Raw genomic sequence first — 23,074 nt, forward strand, 5'->3', positions numbered from 1 at the left:
ATTTTATTAAATAATTATCAACCTTCTGTATTAATTTTCAGAAGGTTTTTTATTAATGACAAATCCGAAACCCAAAAATGAAAGTCCCAAAGGGACGACCGATTTCCCAGCATAGGAATTTATTCCTATGCGAATAATATGATAATACATCAATTCAATTTCCCCAACAATAATTTCAAAATCCCATTATCAACCAATCCCTCATTGCGAAACAAAACTTTCCCATCTTTATCAATCAAAATCCAACTCGGATAAACAGGTTTTTTGTTTAATGAAAGCTCAACCGCTAATTCGTGAATCCCAGAATTTCCATTCGAAATGTAGTTGTAATTTTCATCAAAGAATTTAATCGATTCCTTATATTTTTCAGGATTGAAAGTGATAAAATAAACCTTCTCATCCATCAGATTTTTCAACTCCAAATCCTTCTCCATCTGATATTTCTGAATTTTACAAATCGAGCACCAATCGGTTTTGATATAAATCAGAATCGGTTTCTCTAACTTTTCCGGCAAACTTTCAAATCCATAATGCTTCACTTCCTGCGAATTAAAAATCCCGGAAATCATTAATAATATGAAAGTTAATATCTTCACTAGTCTAACTTCTAAAATCTAATTTCTAACTTCTATCTTATCTGATAACGAATCCCCAAAAACGTCCGAATTCCCTGCATCGGCGCATAGCCATAAGTCGTATCAAAAGTATAACCGTAAGGATTGCTGGCAACATCATCCGCTTGATTATCAAACGGGTCAAACGGTCTCAGAATCGGGTTTTTCGGTGTGAAGTTTAATAAATTTCTCACGCCTCCATAAATCTCAAACCCATTATCAAATTTCTTCGTCAACTGAATATTCATCAACGTAAACCAAGGCGAATATTCTGGTCGGAAATCATCCGGAACAGTTGGCAATCGCATTGGTCCGTAAAATTGTCCCGTCAAATCCATCGAAAATTTGTTTGCAAACTGATAACTCAAATTGTAAGTTCCGCTCCATTTCGGCGCGTGCAATTGCTGGATTCTGTCGCCTTCATTTTCCTGATAGACATCCATATAAGTCACTCCAAACATCAACTGAATCGGCAAACTCCAATTGGTGCTAATATCTGCAGAAATCCCTCTAGAAATTGCGTGTCCAGCCAGATTATCATAAATAATTTTATCCGGCTCGGAATCAAAGTCACCCACAATTTTATTGTTGAAATAAGAATAAAATCCGTTCACATCAACATTGATAAAATAATCTTTGATTGGAATTTTCATCAGATAACTCAGATTCGTATTCAAAGATTTTTCCGGCTTCAAGTCATCTGCAATTATCACTTCCCGAGAACCAGTCAGCGCCGAGTGGTCTTCCGTAAAAAGATTCACAACACGGAAACCGGTTCCAAAACTCAACCTCAAAGTATGATAAGGATTCGGCTCAAATTTCCAAGCCACTCTCGGGGAATGCACAGATTTATGAATCTTGTGATAATCATATCTGTAACCCAAAAGCAAAGTATTTTTATCATTGATTTCCCATTCGTCTTCCAAATAAAGACCGTAAATCGGTGATTTCATCGGCTGATTTTCACCTTCTAGATTTGCTGTTCCAGGCGTGTTATCATCGTAGAAAGTCGATTTCAAAGTCGTTCCACTTTTCAAAAGATGTTTGCCCAATTGCTTTTCCCAGTTCATTTGCAGAAACAAAACTTTCTGAGTCGCCAAGTAAGAAGTGTTCCCATAAAACGAATCCTGATGATGATAATTGTAAGAATATTGAAGCAAAAATTTCTCCTTTAAAGGCAATTGATAAATTCCAAAAAACTCAAAACGGTTCGTGTAAATGCTTTCGCCGTAAACATCATCCGAACCGCGGTTTCGCTTTTGCCACTGCATTTCACCACCAAATCTATCTTCGTAAAAATATCTCAATGCAAAACTTGCCTGTCGATTTTCTTTTCTTTTGAAATTCCATTTGTTGAAAACTGAGATTCGGTTTTGCAAAGGCGTGTCGGTGAAATTGTCTTTGTTCTGGTCACTTCTGTTCCCGAAATAGAAATAATTGAGACTCAGCAAACTGGAAAAATTCTTGTTGTCAAACACTTTCTTCGCAATGTCAAGATTGATTTCACCTTGATTTCCCGTCATCACATCGGTAGCAAAATCCGGCGCTTGCAAAGCATTTTTTGTGATGATATTAATAACGCCACCCATCGCTTCCGAACCGTAAATAGACGAAGCCGGACCTTTCGTCACCTCGATTCTGTCAATCAAACTATTCGGAATTCCGCTGAGTCCGTAAACGGTGGAAAGCGAACTGACGATGGGCATTCCATCAATCAAAATCATCGTGTAAGCGCCTTCCAAACCGTTGATGTGAATGTCTCCCGTATTACAAACCGCACAATTCAGCTGAGGTTTCACACCGTTTACCATCGCAATCGCTTCAAATATATTAGCAGTCGGATTTTTCCTAAAAAATTGTTGCGAATAAACATCCGTCGAAATCGGACTGTTCAATTTCTTCACAGAAAACTGATTGATGGTCACTTCATCAATATCATTTGATTTTTTCAAAGTGTCAACTGAAGCATTTAAGGAATCTTCCCGACTAGTTTGCGTCACCTTCAAAGTGTCCACAGAAGAAGTTAAAGAATCTTGCGGAATTGATTCAACTTGCGCATTAATTAAAACCGAAAATAAGCTGAGTATGATGTAGATTAATTTCATTAAAACAAAAATGTTAGACAAAGCTAACAATTTTATTAGAAATAAAAAATTTACTTTGATTTTAATTTCTCGCACACAAAAAAACTCATCAAAAAAATGATGAGTTTTAAATTATAAATTGTCAGTCTGAGGCTCTTGAAAACCTTTAACAATATCAGTTTGAGGTTTTCGAAGACTTTTAGCAATGTCAGTCTGAGGCTCTCGAAGACCAATAAATATTAATCTCTTCTGCTCAAAAATATTCTCAAAATATACCAGAACAAAAGCATTATGGATGAGAACAATTGTAAAGCCGCGCCGACATATTGACCTTTAGAGTATTGATTTTTGATGTTGTAAGTCTCATACAAAATACTTGCACTTGCCAACGCAACCATCGCCAAAGAGAACCAAAGTCCAAGATTGAAGCCGAAAATTGCGCCAACCACAATTACGCCCAGCGCTACAAATCCACCAATCACGATGATATTTCTAAGGAAAGAAAAATCTTTGTTCGTGAGGAAAACTGCCGCCGTCAATCCAGCAAACATAAATGCTGTTACCAGCGCTGCCTGCGTGATGATTTCCGGTGCGTACAAAGTTGCGATGCCCAACATCGGAAGGAAAATTACCGCTTGTATCAAGACAAACAGTCCCAATCCCAAATATTGCGTGGTTTTTGAAACGGAAAACGACAATTTGGTCGCCAACATAGAAACCATCCAAAACACGCCGATGATGAGCAACCAAGTGTATTGGCCAGAAACCATCGACAAAATCATTTCCATAGGAACCACTTTCAACAAGATGCTTTCCACCGCTCCGAACGCCAAAATCGCCACTGCGACGTGCATATACGTTTTTCTGTAAAATTCTGCTCTTTCGATTTCCGAAATTTCCGAAACCATTAATGAATCATTCATTTGTAATAATTTTAATAATCTCAAAGATAGCAAAAGATACAAGAATCAAGAAAAGTTGATGTTATGTTTTTATTTGGGCAGCTATTTCCGCCTTCCGTTCCCAATCTTTTTTGCCTAGCTTTTCCAGCGACAAAAAAGGATTTCCACTCAAGTCGGGCTGCGGTTTTCCAGTATAAATCAACAGTCAGCATAAAACCAATTTTTGTCATTCCGTAGGAATCTCAGCAGTTTAGATTCCTACGGAATGACAAAATTGATGTGAACTGTTTTTTAATTTTCTTTGATGAGTTTTACGTCTTTGCGAACTCAAAAATATTTTCAATAATTTCAAAAAAATCTTTGCGCGCTTAGCGTTCAAATCACAGTGTCAGAAAAAAATATTACATTTGAGAAAAGCCAAATCCAACAAAATGAGATACGTTCAGTTAGGTAAGATTCCACCAAAAAGACACACGGTTTTCAAATCCGAAGACGACCAGTTCTATTACGAGCAACTCTTTGGAACAGAAGGTTTTCACGGCATTGCGTCGTTGTTGTATCACACGCATCGCCCGACTCAAATCAAATCCATTGGCGAAGCAAAAGACGTGACACCGAAAATCGCAGTAGAGAAAAACGTCACGCCAAGAATGATAAAAGGCGCACAAGTGACCGCCGAAGATGACTTTTTGGAAAGCCGAAAGGTTTTGATGCTAAACAACGATTTGAAAATGGGTCTAGCAAAACCCAGAAAATCGCCTGATTATTTTTATAAAAATGCAGAATGCGACGAACTACTTTTCGTACACGCCGGAAGAGGAATTCTGAAGACGATGCTCGGAAACATTCAGTTTTCTGTCGGTGATTATCTCATCATTCCGAGAGGTACGATTTATCAGCTGGAATTGGAATCCGAAGACAATGTTTTTCTTTTCATAGAAGCGCATTCCCCAATTTACACGCCGAAGCGTTACCGAAATGAGTTCGGACAATTGCTGGAGCATTCGCCGTTTTGTGAGCGCGATATTGTTCCGCCAACTTTCGTAGAACCTAAAAATGAGAAAGGCGATTTTCTCATCAAAGTCAAAAAGGAAAATCAAATCACGGATTTCATTTATGCCACGCATCCGTTTGATGTCGTTGGTTGGGACGGATATTTTTATCCTTACAAATTCAATATCAAAAACTTCGAACCGATTACGGGGAGAATTCATCAACCGCCTCCGGTTCATCAGAACTTCGAAGCGCATAATTTTGTGGTGTGCTCGTTCGTGGCAAGAATGTACGATTATCATCCACAAGCGATTCCTGCGCCTTACAACCATTCGAATATCGATTCGGATGAGGTTTTGTTTTATACGGAAGGTGATTTTATGAGCAGAAACCACGTGGATTTGATGGACTTTTCACTTCATCCAGGTGGCGTTGTGCACGGTCCGCATCCAGGCGCAATGGAACGAAGCATCGGCAAAAAATCGACCGACGAATATGCGGTGATGGTTGACCCGTTCAGACCTTTCAAACTGACGGAAGAAGCGATACGAGTTGAAGACCCGACTTACAAGACGAGTTGGTTGGAAGATTAAATGAATAAAGAAAAGCTAACAGAAATGTTAGCTTTTTAAATTTAGTTTCAAAATTAAATGGATTAACTCCCAGCAATCGGACTTCCAAAAATCCCAACGGCCATTTCTGCCCAAATCAAAATTAATAAAGCAATAATCCCGAAAACTAAAATCAATCTGGATTTGAGAGTCTTCACTTTCTTCAGGACAAAATCTACAGCAAATGCCGTTGCGAAAAGCAGTACGCCCATTATCAAAAAGTCTGAAGCTGTCCAATTGACTTCGGTCGTAAATTGCATTGCTATAAGTGGTGCGGTCAAAATAAATGCTGCTGCAGAATAAATAAAAGCTGAGGTTCGGTTTTGTGTTATCATCATTTTAAAATTTAATTCATATTATTATAAAGAACTTTGAATTGCAAAGTAAAATGATTTTGTTGAATTCTCAAAATATTATTGTGACTTTTATCATTTTAAATAATAAATAGAGAGTTGGCTGATAATGCTCATTTTTTACCATTTAATTAAATTCTAACTTTGTTAAAAATAAAAAGCAATGATCAATTACGTAAGCCCAGAAGAAGCAGTTTCAATCATTAAAAGTGGTGACAGGATTTTCGGACACGGAAGTGCGTGTACTCCTAACCTTTTGTACGATGAATTGGCAAAACAATCCTCACGTTTGAAAGATGTGGAAATGGTTTCCATCACGCAGCAAGGCAATGTGGAAATCGCCAAACCTCAATATAAAGATAGTTTTTACATCAATTCACTCTTCACATCTGCGCCAGTTCGGGAAGCTGTGAATTCCGAAAATGGCGACTACGTTCCAATTTTTCTGAGCGAAATTCCAATTCTTTTCAAAAATGGGATCTTGCCAATTGATGTTGCTTTGATCACCGTTTCGCCTCCAGATGCTCACGGCTACTGCACGCTTGGAACTTCTGTAGATGTAGCGCGTGGTGCAATTGATACGGCGAAAAGAATCATTGCGATCGTGAATCCGAAAATGCCAAGAACTCACGGCGATGGAATGATCCACATCAACCGAATTGAAAAATTGGTTTGGAGTGAGGAAGAACTTTTGACCATTAATTATAGCGAGAAAGTGGGTGAGGAAGAGATGAAGATTGGTAGAAATGTGGCCGAATTGATTGATGACAAAGCGACGATCCAAATGGGAATCGGAACTATTCCGGATGCGGTTTTGCAGTGCCTTCACAACCACAAAGACCTTGGTGTTCACACAGAAATGTTGAGCGATGGTGTCATCGATTTGATTAAAAATGATGTCATTAATAATAAATATAAAGGCACGCACGCCAACAGAACGATTACCAGTTTTTGTTTCGGGACCAGAAGATTGTACGACTTTGTAGATGACAATCCTGCCGTGGCTTTTATGGATGTTCAGCACGTGAATTTTCCAATCAATATTATGAAGAACAAGAAAATGCACGCCATCAATTCCGCAATCGAAATTGATTTGACAGGACAGGTTTGTGCAGATTCTATCGGAACTTATCAGTTCAGCGGAATCGGTGGACAGATGGACTTTATGCGTGGCGCAGCGTTGAGCGAAGGCGGAAAGCCAATTATGGCCTTGTCTTCCAGAACAAAAAAAGGTGTTCCTAGAATAGTCCCTTTCCTAAAACAAGGTGCTGGTGTTGTGACAACGAGAGGTCATATCCATTACGTGGTGACGGAGTTTGGAACGGCTTATCTTTATGGCAAAAACCTTCGTCAGAGAGCGCAAGCTTTGATAGAGATTTCGCATCCCGATGACAGAGAAATGTTGGATAGAGCAGCGTTCGAAAGATTTAAATAAAACTAAACAAACTTTTAATTTTTTCTTGATTTTGTTGTATATTTGATTAAACACACAAGAAAAAAAACTAATTGAAATCAATCTATAACTTACTGAAAGAAGAGGTAAGAAAAAATCAAGCTGTTCAGAATTCTATTTTAGGTAATTCTCATCCTTGGAAAAGGAGTCATTATATCATACTTTCTGAAATCATTAAAGAAGACCTTTCTAACCGAGAAGAGTTGCAAAATGAACGCAAATTTGAGTTGGGAACCAGCATCTCTCACATCACTTTGCAACGTTTTTTCGAAAGTGATTATCATTATAAAACCCATAATGACCTTCGGTTTTTGAAGACTTTGGACAAAATCTGCATCTTCCTTGGTTTCAAAGACCTGAACAGCTACGTGATGAATGTTAAGGAAAACAACATCTACAACGAGGCTTTCTTCAGCAAGGAATTCACCACAGATATTGTCTATCGATATTGCCACACCAATTTTGAGTTCTTCAAATATTTTCCCACATTACAACTGGAAGTATTTGACGGACTCATATTTCCGGAAGCACCGTTCATAGAACGCATCAAAAATTACAGTTCCAAACTTTGCGACAATGGATTGAAATTGTTTACACATAACAATCGTTCCAATTTTGAAATTTTTGACCTCGACATCATTTCCGAAGAATCTGACAAAATGGTCATTAAGACCCAGGAGTTTTGGAATTTGGTTTTCGTTGTAGAAGAAACGGGCGAAGAGTATATTGTGAATGAACTCAACACACAAATATATTTTATCAAGAATATTGACGAAAAATGGATGATTTGGGATAATTATAATCCAAATTCTGGATTACTTAACAATGTGATAAACAAAAAACCGCACTAGGTACGGCTTATTCATTGATTTGTTTTTTTAGAATCTTGATAATTCTTTAACAAAAGTAGTCATAGAAAACGAACGAAATTAAACTTAAATAAACTTGTAAATACATATTGTATTATTATCATTAAAGTTAAATTAATAATGTGGATTGATTAACCTTTGTTAATTAATTTTATATTTAAATTTTAAAATGATGATTTATAATGAATTATCAATAGTGCAATCGGTTGCATTCAAGTCGTTGATTTTATTTAATACTAATTCACAATCACACGGATTACATTCTCCAAAAACATAAAAACTAACAATCGTTAGTTAGTTTCTGAAAAATTCTTATCTTGGCATCAACAGATATAAAAGTAAAAAGTAAAATGTCAACACTCACTTTTGCCGAGAAAATCGCACAAGCCGAGAATTTTCTCCCCATCAACGGAACAGATTATTTAGAGTTTTATGTAGGAAATGCCAAGCAGGCGGCGCATTTTTACAAAACCGCATTCGGTTTTCAGTCCGTGGCTTACGCAGGTCCGGAAACTGGCGTCAGAGATAGAGCGTCTTACGTTCTTCAGCAAGGAAAAATCAGATTGGTATTAACTTCAGGACTTAAATCCGATTCTCCAATTTGTGAACATCAAAGAAAACACGGCGATGGTGTCAAGATTTTGGCACTTTGGGTAGATGATGCCGAAAAAGCCTTTGAAGAAACCACAAAACGAGGCGGAAAACCATATTTGCAACCTCAAACTTTGACCGACGAATTTGGCGAAGTGAAGATGTCCGGAATCTACACTTATGGCGAAACGGTTCATATGTTCGTGGAACGTAAAAATTACAATGGCGCCTTTATGCCAGGCTACGAACCTTGGAAAAGCGACTACAATCCTTCCGATGTTGGACTTTTGTACGTGGACCATTGCGTCGGAAATGTCGGCTGGGACAGGATGATTCCAACGGTTGAGTGGTACGAGAAAGTGATGGGATTTGTGAATATTCTCTCGTTTGACGACAAACAAATCAACACAGAATATTCCGCTTTGATGTCAAAAGTAATGTCCAACGGAAACGGATTTGCAAAGTTCCCAATCAACGAACCAGCTGAAGGTCAACGAAAATCTCAGGTCGAGGAATATCTCGATTTCTACGAAGGCGAAGGCGTTCAGCACATTGCCGTTGCAACAAAAGATATCGTGAAAACTGTTACAGAACTGAAGAGTAGAGGCGTCGAATTCCTTTCACCACCGCCAGAAGCCTATTACGATATGATTCCGGACAGAGTAGGGAACATTGACGAAGACATCAAGAAACTTCAGGATTTAGGCATTTTGGTGGATTGTGATGAGGAAGGTTATTTGCTTCAAATTTTCACAAAACCAGTGGAAGACAGACCGACGTTGTTCTACGAAATCATCGAGAGACACGGCGCTCAGAGCTTCGGTGCTGGAAATTTCAAAGCACTTTTCGAAGCCTTGGAAAAAGAGCAGGAAAAGCGTGGGAATTTGTAATTTTTTTTAAACTTAATATAGTTAACCCTTTCAGAGTTTTAAACTCTGAAAGGGTTTTTTGAATTTGCTTTAAATTTTCACCAATATTTTTTACCTTTCAAAATAAATTAAAAAAATGAAATCATTCATAGAATATTCCTCAGATTCAGACTTTTCCATTCACAATATTCCGTTTGGCGTTTGTGTTTTTAATAAAGAATTTATTGCCTGTGCAACAAGAATTGGTGACATCGTCATTGATTTGGCAACTTTGTACGACCTCGGCTATTTTGAAGAAATCACGGAAATGGACGACAATGTCTTCGAAGCTTACACCATCAACGAATTCATCGAACTTGGAAAACCAGTTACGAATAAAGTCAGAGAAAAAATCCAACAATTGTTAATGGAAGATTCGCTTCTTTCAAAAGATGAACGGACGATTACAGATTGCTTCTATAATATCGATGAAATCCAAATGATGATGCCTTTGCACATCCCGAATTACACCGATTTCTACAGCAGTATCCAGCACGCAACCAATGTCGGGATGATGTTCCGAGACCCTGCCAATGCGCTTCTTCCAAACTGGAAACATTTGCCGGTTGGTTATCACGGTCGTGCTTCATCCATCGTTTTATCAGGCATCGACATTATCCGACCTTGCGGACAAATCAAACCGCCAGATGCAGACAAACCGATTTTCAGTGCATCAAAACAACTGGATTTTGAATTGGAAATGGCTTTTGTCGTAAATAAAAATACAGATTTGGGCGATAGGATTTCTGTGGCTGAGGCCGAAGACGCGATTTTCGGAATGATGATTTTCAATGATTGGTCGGCGAGAGATATTCAAAGTTGGGAATATGTTCCGTTGGGACCATTTTTAGGAAAGAATTTTGGCTCGTCTATTTCGCCTTGGATTGTGACTTTGGAAGCTTTGAAACCTTTCAAAACCGAATCTCCAAAGCAAGAACCGGAAGTCTTGGATTATCTGAAATTTGAAGGCGATAAAAACTACGACATCAATCTCGAAGTTTATTTGAAACCGGAAAACTCAGAAGAAAATCTGATTTCACAAAGCAATTACAAATTTATGTATTGGAATATGTTCCAGCAATTGGCGCATCACACAGTCAATGGTTGCAATGTGGAAGTGGGCGATGTTTACGCCAGCGGAACGATTTCCGGAGAAGACGAAAACTCCTATGGCTCGATGCTGGAATTATCTTGGAAAGGCACAAAACCATTGCAATTGAAAAACGGCATCGAAAGGAAATTCATAGAAGACGGCGATACGATAACGATGAAAGCTTGGTCTGAGAAAGACGGCATCCGAGTTGGATTTGGGGAAGTTTCTGGGAAGATTTTGCCTGCTGTTTAAAATTTATCGCTTAATATGAAAGTTTCAATTCTTCTTTTTATTTTCATTCTTTTGTTTAGTTGCAAAAAAGAGCACGAAGGAATTAGTGATTGTATGTGCGTCAACGGAGATGTGCTGGATTCGGTAATGACAATTACCAATCCTGTTTTTGAAACTAATGATAATCAAGAGTTTGTACGTTATAATTGTGCTGAGGTAGAAATCGCAATCGCTTCTGTGACAGATTCTGCAGGCAATGAATCTTGCGAAAATCTAGTAGATGTTGTGTGTATTTCCAACACGCCTTATACTGTGAAACTGGCAAAAAAAATCAATTATACTTCTACAGATTTCACTAAAATCAGCACGGATAAAGAATCTGATAAACGTTTTCTAATTAATGAATTTAAAGAAAATTCTAAGCAAATTTTCGAAGTGAATATTGATAAGAATAAAGAAATCGTAGCAATAAAAAACTTGAGAAATAATAAATAATGAAAACAATCATCCCATCCGGTATTTCCGCCGTTCAGTTGCAACAAGTAATGCAAACTGCGATTGCACCGAGACCAATCGCTTTGGCAAGCACCATCAACGCAAAAGGAGAAATCAATCTTTCGCCTTTCAGTTTTTTCAATATGTTCAGCACGGTTCCACCAGTTGTGATTATTTCGCCTTCGAGACGGGTGCGTGACAATACGACCAAACACACTTTGGAAAACCTGAAAGAAGTTCCGGAATTGGTCATTGGAAATGTGAATTTTGAGATGGTTCAGCAGGTTTCTTTGGCGAGTACGGAATACGAAGATGGCATCAATGAATTCATCAAATCCGGATTGACGATGAAACCATCCGACATCGTAAAACCACCTTTGATTGCAGAATCGCCAGTTAATTTTGAGTGTAAAGTTCTTGAAATTAAAAGTTTAGGAAAACTTGGAGGCGCAGGAAATCTTGTGATTGCAGAGATTGTAAAAATTCATATCAATGAAAAATATTTGGATAAAGCGGGAAATCTAAACCAAAAACAATTGGATTTGGTCGCAAGATTAGGCGGAAATTTCTACTCCCGTAACAACGAAAGTAACATCTTCGAAGTTCCAAAACCGCTGGTGACAAAAGGAATTGGTTATGACCAGCTTCCAGACGAAATCAAACAAAGTCATATTTTCACGGGCAACGATTTAGGAATGTTGGCGAATGTGGAAATTTTATCGACTGGTCGTTTTTCTTCGGAAAAAGATGTACATTTATTAGCTCAGAATTATTTAAAAAACAATGAAATTGAAAATGCGTGGAACGTTTTAAAATCTGAATGATAGCCATTAAAAACTAAAAACCATTAATTAAACTATGAGAAAATCGGGGTATCAAACCATCATCAGCCTTCTGATTTTGGTGATTGTGATGTCGGTTTTTGCCGTTGTCAACATTCAGGTCAGTTTGAAATATGAAACTGAGAATATGAAAGATTGCATTTCTCTGATTTCCGGGAGAAATCTTTGTCAGGAATTGTTGGTGTCAAAAATCATCATTGTGATTTGCCTGATAATTGTTTCTGGGATGTTGAGTTTTAGAAATAGGATTGTGAGAGATTGAATTTATATTATTGTTTTGATGCAATTTCAATTTTTTTAATATCATTCATTTCATCTCCTTTTACATAAGTGATTCTAACCTTCAATCCGTTATAGAAAGTTCCTGAATGATTTCCTCCAAAATGATTGAATTCGTAGAGAGCATTATCTATGTATCGGAATCTTACAGAGTCAACTGTAAAACTTTCACTTGTATCTTTTCCATTTCTAACATATACTACTGTTCTTTGATAGTTTGATATCTTTCCTTCGACCTTTTGTAGTGTCTTGGCGTCCAATAATTCATTTAATCTTTTCTCATTTCTAGTATCATCTTCTATAATTAGCTTTAAATAGAAATATCCAAAACAAGAAATAATTAAAAATAAACCTGATAGAGTCAAATACAATTTCTTCTCAAAATCAGATTTTTTGAATTTTAAGATTGATAAAAAAAGACATAACGAAAGAATTAAAATAATTAGAAAGATTGTGCTGGAAGATGTAGAACTTGGAGAATCGTGAATTGACCAATAAGTATAATATTCCATCTGGTATCTTCTTTAAAATTCTAAATCATTTTATCCCCATCAGGCGAAACCACTTGCGCCTTGTAAAGCAAAGAATAATAACCATTTTTCGTAATCAATTCCTGATGCGTTCCTTCTTCCACAATCAATCCGTGGTCCATCACGATGATTTTGTCGGCTTTTTCAATGGTTGAAAGTCGGTGTGCGATGAGGATTGACGTTCTGTTTTTTGTGATTTTCTCTGTGGCTCTTTGGATTAATTTTTCGCTCTCGTGGTCGATGGATGAGGTCGCTTCGTCAAGGATTAAAATTTTCGGGTTGGAAAGATAAGCTCTCAAAAATGACAATAATTGTCTTTGTCCAAGCGAGATAGATGAACCTCTCTCGCTCACCACATAATCGTAACCGTTTGGCAAACTTTCAATAAATTCATCAACGCCAATTTCCTTTGAAGCTTTTTTGACTTGTTCCAAAGTAATGCTTTCGTCGCCCAAAGTCAGGTTTTCAAAAATACTGCCGTGGAAAAGGAAAACGTCCTGAAGAACCACGCCAATATGACTTCTCAAATTATACAATTCATATTCCCGAATATCAACATCGTCCAACATTATCTTTCCAGAATTGATGTCGTACAGCCTTGTAATCAAACTGATAATGGTAGATTTTCCAGCACCAGTTGCGCCGACGATTGCGACACTTTCACCCGAATTAACCTTAAAGTCAATGCCTTTCAGAACTAATTGCTTCTCGTCGTAAGCAAAGTGAACAATCTGAAATTCAATCTTTCCGTCGAAATGGTCTCGGGCAATCGTTCCGTTATTTGGCATTGCTTGGTCTTCATCCATCACGCCAAGAACCCTTTCTGCACCTACAATTCCACGTTGGATATTATTAAATCTATCCGCAATCTGTCTCAACGGACGAATCAACATATTGATGAATTGAATAAAAGCAATGATTACACCTGGCGTAGATTTGATGAAACCACCATAAAATAAGATGAATCCAATGAAAAGTGACGAAATCAATTCCACAACTGGAAAAAATAGCGAAAAGATGAAAACCGTTCTCAACAAAGCTTTCTTCAGTTCGATATTAATTTTATCAAACTTAGTAAATTCCGCTTCCTGTCTGTTAAAAACTTGGATTAATGGCATTCCTGCCAAACGTTCCTGAACAAAACTATTCTGCGTCGAGGTCCAGCTTCTTTCCAATCCGAAAGCCGTTTTCAATTTTTTCTGGAAAACCCTCGTAATCACCACCATCAGCGGAAGAATCGCCAATGAAATTAGACTGAGATGCGTGTCCACCTGAAACATCGCAAATAACACCATTACAATTCTCAGAATATCCCCAAAAACCATCAAAAATCCGTCTGTGTAAACCGTCGCAATCGTTTCTACATCGCCAACCGCTCTTGTTACCAAGCTTCCAATCGGGGTTTTATCAAAAAATGCGGTCCGGAAATAAATCAGTTTGTGATAAAGCCTTTCTCGGATGTCACGAATCACATTCTGAGAGATGAAATTTGAGAAATAAACCAAGAAAAAATTCAGAATCGTCTCTGCAACCACCAGTCCGATGAGCAGATAGATGTGCTTCATCAATTGAGACTTATCTCTCAGCTGAACGATGTCGATATCCACAACATCCTTCGTAAGAATCGGTCGGTAAGTGGAGACAATTGCCAGAACGATGGAGATGACCAGCGTGATGATGAACCACGAACGGAATTTCATCCCAATTAGAAATAGTCTTTTTACAATATCCCAAGTCGTTTGTTTCTTCATTTTTCTTTTAATTCCAGAGATTTTCGCTGTTGAAAAAATCTTTGCAAAAATAAGGTTTTAAAATTTTAAAACTTCCCGAAAAAAAATTGAAATATATATTAAAATTCATACCCAACATCCACCAAAAAAAGACCTTGCGCTGGAGCAGAAACGCCCGCTGAATTTCGGTATTTGTCTTCAATGATTTTTCGCAAATCGTTGGGTTGTAATTTTCCGGTTCCGATTTCTACCATTGTGCCGACAATGGCTCTTACCATATTTCTCAAAAATCGGTCAGCTGAAATCGTGAATTTCAGCTGATTTCCAAACTGTTCCCATTCTGCTTTGTATATTTTGCAGATGTTGGTTTTGTTGTCTGTGTGGAGTTTGGCGAAACTTGTGAAATCATCGTACTCAAAAAGGATTTTACACGCCTCGTTCATCGCATCGATGTTCAATGGTTTTTGACGCCAGGTTTGCCAGGACGAGTCAACTGTGAACGGATTTTTCTCAGTTGAAATATAATATTCATAAGTCCGGAAAGTCGCACTGAATCGCGCGTGCATATCGGCTGGAACTTCAAAAATTTGTTTGATGGAAATATTTTCTGACAAAAAGGAATTGAGTTTGTAAACCAAATTTCCATCGATATTTTGTTCGGTTTCAAAGTGAGCAAACATTTTTTTTGCGTGCACGCCAGTGTCAGTTCTTCCTGCTCCGGTTGTTTTTATCGGCTCTCTCAGAATCGTGGACAAGGCTTTTTCCAATTCTTCCTGCACAGAAATTTCGTTGGGCTGGATTTGATAGCCAAAAAAAGAAGAACCGTCGTAAGCAAACTCTATAAAATATCTCATTTCGACGCAAATTTCCTGATTTTTTTTTAATTAATAAGAAAATCTTAATTCGTAATTTCGTGACTCGAAAAATCCTTCAATCAATGAAACCGCTCAAGACAAACAAACTTTCCAATCCTTCAGAATTCATCAAGCTGATGGTCATCATTTTTGTTTTGGTCTCAGTTTTTCTTTTCAGTCAAGGAGTTTCGCAACAGCAAACCATCATCAACGTTGTCGTCCTTTTGATTCTTTTCATTTGTTTGCAATTAACATTTGTTATTTTGTACAAAAAGGGAATCAAAACTTTGGCTTTTTGGATTTTGATGATTTTGTTATTAATGGGAATTTCGTTGGGTGTGGCAATCTGGTATTATTCAAAATATGGAATTACTTTTCAGCTTTAATCATTAATTTTAATTTTAAAATGAAACGCATCCTCCTTTTATCAGACACACATTCCTATATCGATGACCGCATTCTAGATTACGCCAAAGATGCGGACGAAGTTTGGCATTGTGGCGATTTTGGGAATATGAAAGTCATTGAAGAATTAGAAAAAATAAAACCAATCCGTGGCGTCTACGGAAACATCGACGAAGCAAAAATCAGAACGATTTTTCCTGAAGTTTTGAGTTTCAAATGTGAGGATGTTGATGTTTTGATGATTCACATCGGTGGTTATCCAGAAAGATATTCAGCTTTGGCGAAACAAGAGATTGCTGAGAAAAAACCGAAGTTGTTCATTTCCGGACATTCTCATATTCTGAAAGCGATGTATGACAAGAGAAATAATTTATTACATCTCAATCCCGGTGCTTGCGGAAAAGTCGGCTGGCACAAAGTGAGAACAATGATGCGTTTTACAATCATTAAAGATGAAATCAAGGATTTGGAAGTGATAGAATTGGGAAGTAAATAAGTTGGAGAGTTGGAGAGTTGGAGCGTCGGAGGATTTGAGAATTTTAGAGTTGGAGTCAAAGTCCTATCGGGACGATTATATCTTAGCATAGGAATTTATTCCTATGAATGGAGATTATATGCAAGCATAGAAATATATTCCGATGGAAATTAATAAATAGAAAATGAAAATAGGAGACAAAGTTTCGGTAATAGATGATGATTTGAAAGGAACCATTTTGAAAATCATTGCTGACCAGGTGAAAATCGAGGATGAGCACGGTTTCACCTACAATATTCCTAAAAGTCAATTGACGCTTATTGATTCTGGATTATATGAGAATTCGCCGGTCATCAGAAAAAATGAAAGCTCGAAAAACGTTTCCAAAAGACATAATAAAACACCTTTAAAATTAGATTTACATTTTCAATTATTGGTCAAAAATACATCTGATTATGATGCTTTCGAGAGATTGATGATTCAAAAAGAAAAACTTTTGGAGACCATCGATTTCTGTAGAAAAAATCACATCAAGAATTTGGAAATCATCCACGGCATCGGCGATGGCGTTTTGCAGAAAATGGTCTATGATATCTTGGAAGGACTATCAAATGTAGAATACGATGAACACGGATTTTTCTACCACGAATCGGGTAGAGTAGAAGTCAAATTTTTATAAAATTATTAATGATGCTAAGAAAACATTTAAGCCTTATTCTGATTCTTGTGTTTGCAATTTCTTTTGCTCAGACAGAATATAAAACCGAGAACAATATTTCCTATTATCCGGAAAATATTTTGAAAAAAGATGCTTACATCAACTCTCAGTGCAAGCTGAACTTCTATTATCCGACCAATGTCAAGGACTTCTCAACGGTCATTTGGTTTCACGGTGGCGGATTGACTGGCGGAAGCAATGAGCTGCCAAAAGAATTATTGAATGAAAATATTGCTGTCGTAAGTGTAGAATATCGCTTAGCGCCAAAGGTCAAAGCGCCAGCTTACATAGAAGATGCAGCCGCTGCAACGGCTTGGGTTTTTGAAAATATCGAAAAATATGGGGGAAATAAAAATCTCATTTTCCAATCCGGCCATTCGGCTGGAGGCTATTTGGGAATGATGATCACGTTGGACAAAAAATACCTTCAAAAATATAAGATTGATGCGAATGAGATTGCAGGTTTGATTCCATTTAGCGGCCAGGCGATCACACATTTCCAAATCAGAAAAGAAAAGGGAATTGCTGAACTGCAACCAACAATTGATGAATATGCACCACTGTTCCACGTCAGAAAAGATGCGCCGCCAATCGTCCTGATCACGGGCGATAGAAATCTGGAATTGTTCGGACGCTACGAGGAAAACGCCTATTTGGCAAGAATGTTGGAGCTTGTGAAGCATCCTTCGGTCAAACTATTGGAAGAAGATGGATTCGACCACGTGAGTATGGCAAAACCAGGTTTTCCTTTGTTGCTGAAGGAAATCAGAGAATTATCAAAGAAAATTAAAACACAGAAAAATATAAAATAATGTTTACACTAGCACAGATCGAAGCTGCACATTCCGATGTGGAAAGCGGAAAAAATTTCCCAGCGTTTGCAAAGACCATCAAAGAATTAGGCGTTCAGACCTTCGAAACCTACGTGGAGGATGGCTCCACAACTTATAAAGGCAATGACGAAACCCAAGTGACTTCAGCCCAACAATACGCCCCATTGCTGATTTATGGAATCGTGAATCCTGAAAAATTTTTAGCAGACCTAAGGAATCACCAACAAGGAAATACCGACTTTTTCCAATTCTGCAAAGATTGCGCAGACAGTGGTGTTTTCAAATGGATTGTAGATTTGGATGCAAAAACCTGCACTTATTACGATTGCGAAGGCAAAAGCATTTTCGAAGAGAAAATCCCAGGTTAGAAGTCATTAATCAAAAAATGGTCATAAAAAAAGGAGACAATAGCAATGATCTATTTTCTCCTTTTTTATTTTAAGGTATAAGTAAAATTAATTCATCGAAACATCCTCCGGCGCATTCGCCCACAGCAGAAATTCGCCGCCCAGATTTTGCATAATATTTTTCCAGAGACCTTGGTCATTTGGCAGCGTGTAATCCAGATTGTAAACATCCACAATCGTCCACATTTTCCTTTGCAATTCGCCTTCCAGCTGCATCGCAGACCAACCAGAATATCCAGAAAAAACCTTAATGTCAAACGTGCTGATCTCGCCATTGATCATCGCCGAAACCACAGAGTCAATATCTTCAGTCAAATAGAATTCTTTATTGATCTCCACGAACTCCGAGGTTACTTTTTCACCTTTCACGATAAAGTAGATCCTTTCGTTTTCCACAGGTCCACCTTCGTACAGTTCCACGGGGAAACCCAGGATATTAAGCAGTTTGGAGCTCATATTCTGGTTCTTTTTATTCAGTATCAAACCAAACGCGCCATTCTCGTTGTGATCCACAATCAGAACGACCGAACGGGAAAATATATCACCCGAGATATCCGGCGTCGATATTAAGATTTTACCTTTGTAAGAGTAATTCATCTATCAAATCTATAAAAAAATATTTTTTTGAAAAAAGAATTCGACGAAAATTTAAGTTAAAATTGTCTCGATTCAAATAATTTGGGCAGCTTGATCCGTCTTCCACTCCCAATCTTTTTGCCATAGCTTTTCCAGCCACAAAAAAGGATTTCCGTTCAAGCCGGGCTGCAGCTTCGCCAAGTTGAAGATTTGTCTGTCAATCAAACTTTCACTTTCCATTCGAAGTTGTAACAAAGGTTGTTAAGCTATATCAAAAACTATAGAAGAAATACAAAGCCGCAGAGCGTCGAACTATTGTTAGAATAATACAAACACCACAAAAAAAGCTCCAGAGGAGCGACTGTCAAACCAACATTTATATCCAATTTGAAATTTTAAACATTGCTTTCCTCTTTATATTAAAAACTTAACTCCATATGCTAAACTGTAGAACGGCAAACTATTGGTAGAACAATACAAACACCACAAAAAGCTCCGGAGGAGCGACTTTCAAACCAACATTTGTATCCAATTTGAAATTTTAAACATTGCTTTCGTTTGTATATCAAAAACTTAATTCCATAGGCAAAGCCGCAGAGCGGCAAACTATTGGTAGAACAATACAAGCACTACAAAAAAAGCTCCAGAGGAGCGACCTACAAAAATGCGACAACCAATTCTTAATTCGATATCCAAAACGGGCTTCTCCAAAATTAAATCAAATTATATAAAAAATCTTAACGAACTTTGCGTTTAGAAATTTAGAATTCGAAAGAAAATGAACAGCGAAAACCTCCACGATAAACGAAGAATCTACGAAAAATCACAACTCATAGAAACTGAGATAAAAGAAAATCCAATCGAGCAATTCCGCGACTGGTTCCTGGATGCAGAAAATAATCTCGAAGTCTCAGAATCCAACGCAATGGCAATCTCAACAGTGGAAGAAGACGGCTGTCCCAGAACAAGAATGGTTCTCCTGAAATCATACAATTGGGAAGGCTTCATCTTCTACACCAACTACGAAAGCCGAAAAGGAAAATCAATCGAGAGCACGCACAAAGCTTGTCTGCATTTTTTCTGGCCAAGTCTGGAGAGACAAATCATCATCAAAGCAAATGTCGAGAGAATCGCAGAAAATCTCAGCGACGGCTATTTTCATTCAAGACCGAAGGGAAGCCAATTAGGCGCCGCAGTTTCTCCACAAAGTCAAGAAATTCCCAACCGCGATTTCCTCGAAAATAAATTAAAAGACCTCGAAAAAGAATTCGAAAACAAAGAAGTTCCAAGACCACAAAACTGGGGCGGCTACATCGCAAAACCCTACGAAATCGAATTCTGGCAAGGCCGTCCAAACCGCCTTCACGACAGAATTATCTACACTTTGGAAGATAACATCGATTGGAAAATCTCAAGATTGGCACCGTAATCTTAACATTTTTTATAAGATTGTTAACGTAGATTTTGATTAATTTTTTCGTTATTTGTTTAATTAACCATTTAAAAACAAATCAATTATGAAAAATTTACTGAGAGTCATCAGCGTTGTCGCGCTTGGCGTTTTGTTATCATTCAGTTTTTCGAAGGAGAAAAAAGTCGTGGTCATAGATGCTGGTCACGGCGGTACCGATTTGGGCGCGACTAGAGAAGGCGTTTCGGAGAAAGAGATTGTCCTGAATGTTGCCAAGAAAATTAAAGCGCTCAACCAAAATCAAAACCTCGAAATCATATTGACCAGAGAAGATGACAGTTATCCATCATTGGCGCAAAGAACAGGGAAAATCAATGAACTGAAACCTGATTACACGATTTCTTTGCACGTCAATAATTCACCAAGAACAACCACAGAAAGTAAAGGAGTGGAGGTTTTCGTTCAGGAAAATGAAGTTTCAAAAAAGTTGGCAACCAAGTTTTCAGAAAAGTTCCAGGCTACAAAAATTAGAACGGGCAACCTTCATATGTTAAGAGAATCCAAAGTGCCAACCATCTTATTGGAATTAGGATTTATGAACAATCCGCAAGAAAGAGAATATCTGGGAAGTGAAAAAGGACAAACCGAAACAGCAGAGAAAATATTGAAATTTATTGATGAGAATTAATTCGATTCAGAAATTTAACACACAGAAAAACCAGCAATTGCTGGTTTTTTTATTTGCTTCTTGCTTTCAAAATCTGCTCCACATCTTCCAAAGTAAAACCTTTCGCTTTCAGCAAAATCAGATAGTGATAAAGTAAATCAGAAGCTTCATTTAAAAAAAGTTCGTCATCATTATCTTTCGCTTCAATCACAAGTTCCACAGCTTCTTCGCCCACTTTTTGCGCGACTTTGTTGATGCCTCTTTTGTAAAGTTCATTGGTGTAAGAACTTTCGTCATCGCTATCAATTTTATCCGAAATCGTTTGCTGCAATTCGTACAAAAATCCTTTATCGGTTTCTTCAGCAAAACAAGTCGTCGTTCCGTTGTGACAAGTTGGTCCGAAAGGTTTTGCTTTGATGAGAATCGTGTCTTGGTCGCAATCGATTTTCCAATCAATCAATTCAAGAAAGTTTCCAGAAGTTTCACCTTTAGTCCAAAGTCTGTTTTTGGAGCGGGAGAAAAAAGTGACTTTCTTTTCCTGCAGAGTTTTATCAAAAGCTTGCTGATTCATATAACCGAGCATCAAAACTTTCAGATTGAGATAATCCTGAATGATTACGGGAACCAAGCCTGTATTGTTATCAAATTTTATAGTCATCGTATGGGTAAGTTTTTAGATTTTAAATAGTTTTTAAGTTCCGGAATTCCGATTTCGTTGAAGTGAAAAATACTCGCCGCCAAAGCTCCGGTTGCTTTGGTTTCCGTGAAAACATCTTCAAAATGTTGCATTGTTCCTGCGCCTCCAGAAGCAATCACTGGAATATTGATTAATTCCGAAAGCGTTTTGGTAATTTCAATCGCGAATCCAGCTTTGGTTCCGTCCGTGTTCATCGACGTTAAGAGGATTTCTCCGGCTCCCAGATTTTCGACTTCTTTTGCCCAGGAAAACAATTCTTTATCAGTTTCGACTTTTCCGCCGTTGCTGAAAACTTTGTGTTGATTTCCAACGAATTTGGTGTCAATCGCCAAAACCATACATTGTGAGCCAAACCGTTTGGCGACTTCACTTATCAAATTTGGATTCGATAATGATGCAGAATTGATTGTGATTTTGTCCGCACCATTTTTCAGAAGTTCCTCCACATTTTCCAAAGCATTGATTCCACCTCCAACGGTAAACGGAATATTGATGTTCTCTGCAATTTCCTTTACTAACGGAATTAAAGTTTTTCTTCGTTCGTCCGTTGCAGAAATATCAAGAAAAACCAATTCGTCTGCACCTTGCTCAGAATATTTGATGGACATTTCCACCGGATTTCCAACTTCTTTTAAATCTAAGAAATTGACGCCTTTCACAGTTTCTCCGTTTTTAATGTCGAGACACGGAATGATTCTTTTTGCTAGCATTAGAGAAATGGTTTTAAATCGTTAAACGTGATTCTGTTTTCATACAAAGCTTTCCCGATGATTGCGCCTTCACAACCTAATGATTTTAATTGAACTAAATCGTTAGTAGAAGTGATTCCACCGGAAGCGATTAATTTGATTTCAGGATTTTGAGAAATTATATTTTGATATAATTCAAAAGAAGGACCTTCCAACATTCCGTCTTTATCAATATCTGTAGAGATAACGTACTCGATTCCGGATTCTGTTTTTTCTTTGATGAAATCATAAATATTCTTTTCGCTTTCTTCCAACCAACCGGAAACTGCGATTTTTTCCTGTCGTGCATCAGCGCCTAAAATGATTTTTTCTGAACCATATTTTTCAAAACTTACTTGAAACAATTCTGGATTTTTCACAGCGACACTTCCAAGCGTGACTTGAGTTGCGCCACTTTCGAAAGCGATTTCAATGTCGTTTTCGGATTTCAAACCGCCTCCGAAATCTATGATTAAATTGGTTTCTTTTGAGATTTGTTCTAAGATTTTATAATTGATGATTTGATTTTGTTTTGCGCCGTCCAAATCGACCAAGTGTAAAAATTGGATTCCGTTGGCTTCGAAGTTTTTGGCAACGTCCAAAACATTGGAATTATAAATTGTTTTTCGGTTGTAATCGCCTTTGGAAAGCCGAACACATTCGCCGTTGATGATGTCTATTGCTGGGATGATTCTCATTTCTATTTACTTTAATGTTCGATTGAT

General features: G+C 37.6%; 26 protein-coding genes. 15 read left to right on the forward strand and 11 right to left on the reverse strand.

Features of this window, described 5'->3' with window-relative positions; genetic code table 11:
* Positions 1–149: 149 nt before the first annotated feature.
* The 3 genes from PQ459_05990 to PQ459_06000 form a co-directional block, all read right to left on the reverse strand.
* Positions 150–596, reverse strand: a complete 447-nt coding sequence (locus PQ459_05990; GenBank protein WDF48030.1) for a thiol:disulfide interchange protein — start codon at positions 594–596, stop codon at positions 150–152.
* A gap of 32 nt (positions 597–628) precedes the next feature.
* Positions 629–2,719, reverse strand: coding sequence for a TonB-dependent receptor (locus PQ459_05995; protein WDF48031.1), 2,091 nt, complete (start codon positions 2,717–2,719; stop codon positions 629–631).
* 218 nt (positions 2,720–2,937) lie between these two features.
* Entirely contained in the window at positions 2,938–3,621 is a 684-nt protein-coding gene (locus PQ459_06000; protein WDF48032.1) for a Bax inhibitor-1 family protein, read from the reverse strand.
* 410 nt (positions 3,622–4,031) lie between these two features.
* Here PQ459_06000 and PQ459_06005 point away from each other — a divergent pair, with 410 nt between their 5' ends.
* Positions 4,032–5,186 carry a homogentisate 1,2-dioxygenase gene (locus tag PQ459_06005; GenBank protein WDF48033.1) on the forward strand — a complete coding sequence of 385 codons (1,155 nt, stop codon included), beginning with the start codon at positions 4,032–4,034 and terminating at the stop codon, positions 5,184–5,186.
* Positions 5,187–5,248: 62 nt separating this feature from the next.
* Here the strand turns inward: PQ459_06005 and PQ459_06010 are convergent, their stop codons facing one another.
* On the reverse strand, positions 5,249–5,539 hold the full coding sequence (locus tag PQ459_06010) for a hypothetical protein (GenBank protein ID WDF48692.1): 291 nt from the start codon (positions 5,537–5,539) through the stop codon (positions 5,249–5,251).
* Between the two features lie 181 nt (positions 5,540–5,720).
* Between PQ459_06010 and PQ459_06015 the strand changes: the two genes are divergently transcribed.
* From PQ459_06015 to PQ459_06045, 7 genes are all read left to right on the forward strand, one after another.
* The gene (locus tag PQ459_06015) at positions 5,721–6,992 is read left to right on the forward strand and encodes an acetyl-CoA hydrolase/transferase C-terminal domain-containing protein (protein WDF48034.1); all 1,272 of its coding nucleotides are present in this window, start codon (positions 5,721–5,723) and stop codon (positions 6,990–6,992) included.
* Between the two features lie 71 nt (positions 6,993–7,063).
* Entirely contained in the window at positions 7,064–7,861 is a 798-nt protein-coding gene (locus PQ459_06020; GenBank protein WDF48035.1) for a hypothetical protein, read from the forward strand.
* 368 nt (positions 7,862–8,229) lie between these two features.
* The gene (hppD, locus tag PQ459_06025; protein WDF48036.1) at positions 8,230–9,360 is read left to right on the forward strand and encodes a 4-hydroxyphenylpyruvate dioxygenase; all 1,131 of its coding nucleotides are present in this window, start codon (positions 8,230–8,232) and stop codon (positions 9,358–9,360) included.
* A 115-nt stretch (positions 9,361–9,475) separates the two neighbouring features.
* Complete coding sequence (gene fahA, locus PQ459_06030; GenBank protein WDF48037.1) at positions 9,476–10,723, forward strand: fumarylacetoacetase; 1,248 nt, start codon at positions 9,476–9,478, stop codon at positions 10,721–10,723.
* A 15-nt stretch (positions 10,724–10,738) separates the two neighbouring features.
* Positions 10,739–11,197 carry a hypothetical protein gene (locus PQ459_06035; protein ID WDF48038.1) on the forward strand — a complete coding sequence of 153 codons (459 nt, stop codon included), beginning with the start codon at positions 10,739–10,741 and terminating at the stop codon, positions 11,195–11,197.
* Entirely contained in the window at positions 11,197–12,021 is an 825-nt protein-coding gene (locus PQ459_06040) for a flavin reductase family protein (protein ID WDF48039.1), read from the forward strand. Before PQ459_06035 ends, PQ459_06040 begins: the two co-directional genes overlap by 1 nt.
* Before the next feature lie 34 nt (positions 12,022–12,055).
* Positions 12,056–12,301 carry a hypothetical protein gene (locus PQ459_06045; GenBank protein WDF48040.1) on the forward strand — a complete coding sequence of 82 codons (246 nt, stop codon included), beginning with the start codon at positions 12,056–12,058 and terminating at the stop codon, positions 12,299–12,301.
* A 7-nt stretch (positions 12,302–12,308) separates the two neighbouring features.
* Here the strand turns inward: PQ459_06045 and PQ459_06050 are convergent, their stop codons facing one another.
* From PQ459_06050 to truA, 3 genes are all read right to left on the reverse strand, one after another.
* The gene (locus tag PQ459_06050) at positions 12,309–12,830 is read right to left on the reverse strand and encodes a hypothetical protein (protein ID WDF48041.1); all 522 of its coding nucleotides are present in this window, start codon (positions 12,828–12,830) and stop codon (positions 12,309–12,311) included.
* Positions 12,831–12,850: 20 nt separating this feature from the next.
* Positions 12,851–14,599, reverse strand: coding sequence for an ABC transporter ATP-binding protein (locus PQ459_06055; protein WDF48042.1), 1,749 nt, complete (start codon positions 14,597–14,599; stop codon positions 12,851–12,853).
* Positions 14,600–14,697: 98 nt separating this feature from the next.
* Positions 14,698–15,432 carry a tRNA pseudouridine(38-40) synthase TruA gene (gene truA / locus PQ459_06060; protein ID WDF48043.1) on the reverse strand — a complete coding sequence of 245 codons (735 nt, stop codon included), beginning with the start codon at positions 15,430–15,432 and terminating at the stop codon, positions 14,698–14,700.
* Positions 15,433–15,515: 83 nt separating this feature from the next.
* Here truA and PQ459_06065 point away from each other — a divergent pair, with 83 nt between their 5' ends.
* The 5 genes from PQ459_06065 (at position 15,516) to PQ459_06085 (ending at position 18,231) form a co-directional block, all read left to right on the forward strand.
* Complete coding sequence (locus tag PQ459_06065; protein ID WDF48044.1) at positions 15,516–15,818, forward strand: hypothetical protein; 303 nt, start codon at positions 15,516–15,518, stop codon at positions 15,816–15,818.
* 20 nt (positions 15,819–15,838) lie between these two features.
* A complete protein-coding gene (locus tag PQ459_06070) occupies positions 15,839–16,333 on the forward strand; it encodes a metallophosphoesterase family protein (GenBank protein WDF48045.1) in 495 nt (164 codons plus the stop codon).
* Between the two features lie 163 nt (positions 16,334–16,496).
* Positions 16,497–16,991 (forward strand): DNA mismatch repair protein, encoded by a 495-nt coding sequence (locus tag PQ459_06075; GenBank protein ID WDF48046.1) that lies wholly within the window; start codon positions 16,497–16,499, stop codon positions 16,989–16,991.
* Positions 16,992–17,002: 11 nt separating this feature from the next.
* Entirely contained in the window at positions 17,003–17,842 is an 840-nt protein-coding gene (locus PQ459_06080) for an alpha/beta hydrolase fold domain-containing protein (protein WDF48047.1), read from the forward strand.
* Entirely contained in the window at positions 17,842–18,231 is a 390-nt protein-coding gene (locus PQ459_06085; GenBank protein WDF48048.1) for a DUF1398 family protein, read from the forward strand. The genes PQ459_06080 and PQ459_06085 overlap by 1 nt, the downstream gene beginning before the upstream one ends.
* A gap of 87 nt (positions 18,232–18,318) precedes the next feature.
* Here PQ459_06085 and PQ459_06090 read toward each other — a convergent pair whose 3' ends face one another.
* Positions 18,319–18,867, reverse strand: a complete 549-nt coding sequence (locus PQ459_06090; GenBank protein WDF48049.1) for a YqgE/AlgH family protein — start codon at positions 18,865–18,867, stop codon at positions 18,319–18,321.
* Positions 18,868–19,624: 757 nt separating this feature from the next.
* Here PQ459_06090 and pdxH point away from each other — a divergent pair.
* On the forward strand, positions 19,625–20,275 hold the full coding sequence (gene pdxH, locus PQ459_06095; GenBank protein WDF48050.1) for a pyridoxamine 5'-phosphate oxidase: 651 nt from the start codon (positions 19,625–19,627) through the stop codon (positions 20,273–20,275).
* A gap of 88 nt (positions 20,276–20,363) precedes the next feature.
* Positions 20,364–20,945, forward strand: coding sequence for an N-acetylmuramoyl-L-alanine amidase (locus tag PQ459_06100; protein ID WDF48051.1), 582 nt, complete (start codon positions 20,364–20,366; stop codon positions 20,943–20,945).
* Between the two features lie 49 nt (positions 20,946–20,994).
* On the opposite strand, the gene hisIE is transcribed toward PQ459_06100, so the two are convergent.
* Genes hisIE through hisA form a run of 3 tightly spaced genes read right to left on the reverse strand, consistent with a single transcriptional unit; the run spans position 20,995 to position 23,047 of the window.
* Positions 20,995–21,582: a bifunctional phosphoribosyl-AMP cyclohydrolase/phosphoribosyl-ATP diphosphatase HisIE gene (hisIE, locus tag PQ459_06105; protein WDF48052.1), complete on the reverse strand. Its 588-nt coding sequence runs from the start codon at positions 21,580–21,582 to the stop codon at positions 20,995–20,997.
* Positions 21,579–22,331, reverse strand: coding sequence for an imidazole glycerol phosphate synthase subunit HisF (hisF, locus tag PQ459_06110; protein ID WDF48053.1), 753 nt, complete (start codon positions 22,329–22,331; stop codon positions 21,579–21,581). Before hisF ends, hisIE begins: the two co-directional genes overlap by 4 nt.
* On the reverse strand, positions 22,331–23,047 hold the full coding sequence (gene hisA, locus PQ459_06115) for a 1-(5-phosphoribosyl)-5-[(5-phosphoribosylamino)methylideneamino]imidazole-4-carboxamide isomerase (protein ID WDF48054.1): 717 nt from the start codon (positions 23,045–23,047) through the stop codon (positions 22,331–22,333). The genes hisF and hisA overlap by 1 nt, the downstream gene beginning before the upstream one ends.
* Positions 23,048–23,074 lie beyond the last annotated feature (27 nt).

The organism is Chryseobacterium sp. KACC 21268 (assembly GCA_028736075.1).
Taxonomy (GTDB): Bacteria; Bacteroidota; Bacteroidia; order Flavobacteriales; family Weeksellaceae; genus Epilithonimonas.